The sequence below is a fragment of the Chamaesiphon sp. OTE_20_metabat_361 genome (genome assembly GCF_031364565.1).
In genome coordinates this window covers 1-6119 of sequence record NZ_JANLWO010000457.1, presented here as the reverse complement: position 1 = coordinate 6119, position 6119 = coordinate 1, and the positions used below count along the sequence as shown (strand labels likewise).

Below are 6119 nucleotides of genomic sequence, written 5' to 3'. Positions count from 1 at the left end.
GTGCAAGCCATGGGTCGGGAACCTCCGCGTGGTTGCATCCGCTAAATCCCCCTTAAAAATGGGGACTTTTAAAGCCCCCTTTTTAAGGGGGTTGGGGGATTCAGATCTAGAAACGAAGTCCAGCCGACTTTTGTATCAACGGTAGCTTAAAAAGGGGGGACTATCGATCGCCGTTAGAGTTCGCCTAAGTCCTGCTTGAGTGATTTGGAGCGGCGAAATAGCAATCTTACCAATTTAAACAAATCTGGAGCTAGCCCTTTAATCCACATCTTGAAACCATGAGTCAGAAAGTAATAACTATAAGACCAAAATGATAAACCGATTTTCTCGATCGAACTGAGATTGGGTGAACTTTTAATCGTTTTTTGTTGATACGTTTCCCTTACCCACACGGGTTTTGTTTCAGATAATGAACCTTGAATTTGTTGAGCTTTAATTACATTCGCATTGCTGACACTGATACCCGATACGCGAGATTCCATCAATTCGGTAGGAATGGTATAGAATTCTCCCTGTAATGCCAGCCGTGCTAATAAGATATGATCCCACCCGGAAATATTCGGCACATCGCGCATTGCCGCCTGCATAATATCTCGTCGCATCACACCATAATTGATATCTGTCACCGCCACTTGTTCGGTATAAATTGTCGAAATATATTTGATATAACGGCGATAAGCGGGTAAACCCATCGTATTGCATCCTTTATCGATCGCGATCGTTTTGTCTAATTGCTTGTCTACCCGCCGCGAATAACTATTCACCACGATCGGTGTTTTGAGGCGATCGAATTCTTGAAGACACGCCTCGACAAAATTATGACTCCGCGCATCATCGTCACAAACCCAGGCAAAGTAATCTCCCTGAGCGCGTTCGAGTAAAAATTTATAGTTATTAAATGAGCCAATATTTTGCTCTTGTCTAAAGTACTTAATTCGCGAATCTTGTTGCATTAACTCGCGAACGACGGCACTAGTTTCTGTTCCAGACGAACAATTATCTGAAACAAGAATTTCTAGATGCGAGTAAGTTTGGTTGAGTAGGCATTCGAGTACCTGTCTAAGACCATCAGGTCGATTATAGGTTGGACAGCCCAAACTGACAAGTGGTTTTTGATTATTCATTACCAAATCCTTTGATTTCAATACAAAATTTAAACAACTATTTTTCGACAATGAAAAGCTTCGGCATACTTACTATGGGAATTCGATTCCATTCCTCGAATCCTGAGCATTGAGAAAAAGATATCTTTTGTAAACCAGCCTTTATTAGCCTGACTCTCGAAATGTGTAAACAGGTGATTGACTTTTTGATGACAAATTTCCTCACTGAGATGTACGAATAGGTTGGGAATACCTAAGTCGCCATCGTATTTAGGAATCTCGTATTCCCAAATCAAGCAATCTCGAAATGTATTCCAAGTCAAGTCGGAAATTAATCGATGATCCTGATGGCGATCGTCGCGGTAATGAGTCAAAATCAGATCGGGAGATACTTCCATTTTAAGCTGTTGGAAATACTCTTTGATTTCAGCTCCCAGATAGGGAAAGAAACTATCGCGAAAGCTGCCGATCTGAATTTTTTTATGACTGACTCGCTCTAACAAACTATAGGCACTATTCGATGCTTCCCGCTCTCGTTCGGGATTAGCACCGATTACTACCCAATGAATATGCAGGTCAGGATATAAATCGATTAGCTTGAGCAAGGTACCGCCACAGCCAATTTCAATATCATCACTATGGGCACCCAGGCACAGGATTGTATAAGGAGTGCCGACTTTTTTCTCGAAACTTAATGGCATCATAAATATAGATGGTGGGCAGTGCCCACCCTACTTTTTATTATTTTAATGGCATCATAAATATAGATGGTGGGCACTGCCCACCCTACTTTTTCTCAATTCTCAATTTTCAATTCTCAATTCTCAATTAATTTACGAGCCAATTGCCACAGGTGAAACAGGCGCATATTGATCGCGTCTGCCATTAACTAACTGGTGTCCATTGGTACTTACCTTGTCCCAAACTGCCCAAGGAGTTTTGCCAGCGGCATACATTTCATCAAACAGCATTTTCTCCTTTAGGGTATCCATACAAGCCCAAAAGCTGGACTTCTTGTAGGCAATTAACTCTTTGCGTTGAATCAACCGCTGAAACGGCTGTAAGACCAATTCTTCTTCATGTTGAATATAGTCAAATATATTTTGCTTGAAGGCAAAGAAACCGCCATTGATCCACAGATCCGAACAGCCAACCGATTGAATATTTTCGACTAACGCACCCTCATCGAAAGAGACAACGTGAAAAGATTGGGATGGTTGCACGGCGAGGAAGCTGGCAATTTTGCCATGATTGGTGAAGTGATCGAGATACAAATCTAGATCGAGATCGCTGAGTCCATCGGCATAGTTTGCTAGGAAAACTTCTTCACCTTCGAGATGCGATTTGACAGCCATCAATCGCTGACCGATATTCGCATTTAGTCCCGTATCTACAAAGGAAATTTTCCAATCTTCGATATCGCTATTGTGTAGCTCGATCGTTTTACCACCATTAGAAAGGGTAAAGTTATTCGACAAGCATTCGTTATAATTGAGAAAATAGTTCTTAATATAATCGCCCTTATAACCCAGGCAGAGGATAAATTCTTTGTGTCCAAAATGAGCATAGTAGCGCATCAAGTGCCAAATAATCGGACGATAACCAATCTCCACCATTGGTTTGGGAATGGTTTCGGAATATTCGCGCAACCGCGTACCCATACCACCACAGAATAAGACTACTTTCATGTAATTGCTCCTGATTAGTTAACTCTAGAAAACTATTAATCTTGGCAAAGAAACTAAAACTTTGGTGCTGTCATCTGTAATCGATCGGCATACCAATCGATCGTCGATTTCAAACCCTCCTCTAAAGATGTGGTCGCCCTCCAGCCGAGCTGGGCGTAAGAATTTGCCGCATTAGCAACGCGAATTTGTTCGTTGATTCGATCGGGAATCGTCCCAAATAAGGGTTCAACTCGCCGATCGATCCAAGTCACAATTCGTTCGACTACTTCCCGAATGGTACTCAATTTACCCGTCCCCAAATCGATCGTCTGTCCGGCGATATCTGGGGCATCTGCCATCGCGATCAGCCCAGAGATTAAGTCGTCAATATAGACCCAATCGATCGGTCTTTTGCCACTACTCAATTTGGGAGAGATCCCGCTAATCAGCGATGAAATAACCGTCGGGATTAGAAACCGGGAATCTTGTTCTGGCCCATAAACCATAAATATTTTGGCGGTGACGACTGGGGTCTGATAGAGTTCGTAAAACATCTGGCTATAAGCACTACCAGCCCATTTAGCAGCGGCATAAGGTGAAGAGGGAGTAATACTACCTCGATTGATTTCTGGCTCCTCTAATGAGCCTGCAAGGACGATTCGATCGCAACCAATTTCTGTCAGAGCTGTTAATAAATTAACTGTACTGACAAAATTACTATGCAAAGTCGGCAAGACTCGATCGAGATCGCGAGAGCCAGTAACGTTACTAGCTAAGTGATAAACTACGTCAGGTTGGACATGCCGAATCAGCGTCCGCACGCTGGTAATATCTGCCAAATCGCCTTGCCACCACTGCATGTGCGATCCAGTCGGCTGAGGCGTTCGCGAAATGCCATGCAGTTCCGCTGCTGTAGTTGCCAAACATCGGCATAAATGTGCGCCGATAAAACCACTAGCACCTGTAACTAAGACCTTTTTTTTCAATAACTTATTTGGAGCATTTATCATAAAATATCTATTCCAAAATTTCGGTTAATAAGTGATGTTCTATCAGGATATTAGCGATTTGGGCGATCGCAGTAAATGCAATCTTCGATCTCTGAGCGATATCGAGGAGGGAATTTTTCCCATCTGATAAATTGAGTATCCACAGCATCGCCATTTGCCGCTCTTGGGTAGTTTGATGCCCGCCTGAGAGATTATAAAGACCGCGCTTGCCGAGCTGAGGTTCGCAGTAGGGATTGGTATTGAGATAGCGTTTATTTGCTTCTAAAATCTCGATTGTCTCGATATAAATACTCAATGAATCGGCTAAGTAATCGGGTTTAACAAAATCTAAATTATCTGCTGAGGTGTGATATTCCGGATACGTGCCAAAGGGCGTTCTACTCAATCTGCCTACTGGCAAATTGAAGCCGGGGGAACAATATTGACGTTCGTCATAACCATAGGGCGAAAATTCTTCGATCGCGTAAGCTCGACCGGAATTTTGCAAGACATGGCTGACAACTCGATCGATTTCGGCATTACCCTGACGACTTTGTTTATAAGTCATCGCCCCAGCATCGCCGACACCAGAGATGACTAAACCGTGCTGAATCCGCCGAGTCAGCTCGGTATTTAGCGCCAACCAAGTAATCGCGCCGATCGTACCGGGAATAAACACAAACCGATAAGAATATCGTCGGGTTGCAGTGCTGAGATATTTAGCCAGAAATGTCGCTAGAGCGATGCCAGAGAGGTTGTCATTACACAGTGAAGGATGACAAATATGGCAAGAAAAGAGGATTTCGCGATCGGTTTTTCCGGGTAAAAAATATTCACCATAGCTGAGATGTCCATCGGTGAGGGATGAATCGATCGAGACTTCATATTCGCCATCTTCAAGCTGTGCGAGCGTATGGTGGCTCAAACAAAACCCCCAAGTTTCTTGGTAATAGGAGGTACGGTAGGGAATCCAGTCGGGATGTGCTGGGAGAGTAAATAGATGCTCTTTGAGTTGTGATAACGGCAGCTTTTGGTGGATGGGAATGCTGTAGTTGAGCAGGTGTAAATTCGATACCTGAAAATCGACAACCTTCTCGCCGCGATCGTTTTTGATATAGGCATCGCGCACATTCCACTCTTTAGGCACCGTCCAATCAAATACTTGTGTCCCCGTCGGCACTTCCTGAATTTCTAGGGGGATATACTGCTGCAAACCTTGCAGGGTGTGGCGAACGCCATCGCCAGTAATGCTGCGACAAATCGGGTAGAGATCGGCGACTAGCTGATACATCTCTAATCCCAGCCGATCGAGATCGCGTAATTCTGAACTAATATTCATATTGCTGACCTAATGTGGACTTTCAACGATCGGCGATTAATTTGGCTGCAATACTGGTAAGTCTAGAGTGTAGTCGGGGTAATCTCGATCGCGCGGGGAGATGATACTAATGTCGATCGGCCACTCGATCGCGAAGCTAGGATCGTTCCACCGCATTCCCCGAGCGGCTGCTGGGGCATGAAGACCGGACATTTGATAAAACACTTCGGTATTGGCGGCGAGGGTTTGAAAGCCGTGGGCGAATCCTTGGGGGATATATAGTGCTTGGTGATTTTCTGCTGTCAGATATACCGCCATCCATTGTCTGAAGGTGATACTATCGGGACGTAAATCGATAATGACATCGTAAATTGCGCCCTGAGTACAGCGCACTAGCTTGGTTTCGGCAAAGGGGGGTATTTGCCAATGCAGTCCTCGGAGGGTGCCAAGCTGGTGGTTGAAGGAGATGCTGCACTGGGAGAGGTTGGCATCTAGTCCTCGATCGAGAAATGCTTGCTGGCACCAGGTACGGGCAAAGAAGCCGCGCTCGTCGGTGAGTTGGTCTGGGGTGATGATATGGGCGTCGATTAGGGTGGTGGGGATAAATTGCATTTTATTCAGAATTATCTAGAGCGAACTGGTAAAGGCGAAGCGGCAAATGTTAGATATTAGTAGGTTGCGATCTTCCTAGCGGAGGCAGAACCCGGTGGGGGTACCGACCCCCAGCCCCCCCCGTTGAGAGGGGGGAACGCCCCTGTCTTGATGCGCTAAACCGTCGGGAAACAGAGGCGTGCGCGCATCGCCTCTCAAACTCTCCTGCGTATGGTTCGATTTGTAGGAGGCGTGGTGCGGCATTCACTCCTCTCTGGGAGTTAGTTGGGGGTTTACCAATTTGCTAAGGTGTGACCATACACCGTTACTCCACCTAGCCTCTACTAGTAGAAGGATATGATGTCACAAGTCGGCTGGGCTTCGTTTACGGTGGGCTTACCCCCCCAACCCCCCCTTATAAAGGGGGGGCTTTCCGGCTCCCTCCCCTTGA

General features: G+C 45.3%; 6 protein-coding genes. All 6 read right to left on the bottom strand.

The genetic code is table 11. From position 1 onward, the window contains the following. Positions 1-173: 173 nt before the first annotated feature. The 6 genes from RMO35_RS13480 to rfbC all read right to left on the bottom strand — a co-directional run bounded on the left by RMO35_RS13480 (position 174) and on the right by rfbC (position 5689). Complete coding sequence (locus RMO35_RS13480) at positions 174-1124, bottom strand: glycosyltransferase family 2 protein (protein ID WP_309741815.1); 951 nt, start codon at positions 1122-1124, stop codon at positions 174-176. Positions 1125-1153: 29 nt separating this feature from the next. Further along, complete coding sequence (locus RMO35_RS13475; RefSeq protein ID WP_309741814.1) at positions 1154-1807, bottom strand: PIG-L deacetylase family protein; 654 nt, start codon at positions 1805-1807, stop codon at positions 1154-1156. A 129-nt stretch (positions 1808-1936) separates the two neighbouring features. Next, positions 1937-2791, bottom strand: a complete 855-nt coding sequence (locus tag RMO35_RS13470; protein ID WP_309741813.1) for a sugar phosphate nucleotidyltransferase — start codon at positions 2789-2791, stop codon at positions 1937-1939. Between the two features lie 53 nt (positions 2792-2844). Continuing rightward, complete coding sequence (locus tag RMO35_RS13465) at positions 2845-3780, bottom strand: NAD(P)-dependent oxidoreductase (protein ID WP_309741812.1); 936 nt, start codon at positions 3778-3780, stop codon at positions 2845-2847. Between the two features lie 7 nt (positions 3781-3787). Beyond that, positions 3788-5098, bottom strand: a complete 1311-nt coding sequence (locus RMO35_RS13460) for a DUF4910 domain-containing protein (RefSeq protein WP_309741811.1) — start codon at positions 5096-5098, stop codon at positions 3788-3790. Positions 5099-5134: 36 nt separating this feature from the next. Continuing rightward, entirely contained in the window at positions 5135-5689 is a 555-nt protein-coding gene (gene rfbC, locus RMO35_RS13455) for a dTDP-4-dehydrorhamnose 3,5-epimerase (protein ID WP_309741810.1), read from the bottom strand. Positions 5690-6119 lie beyond the last annotated feature (430 nt).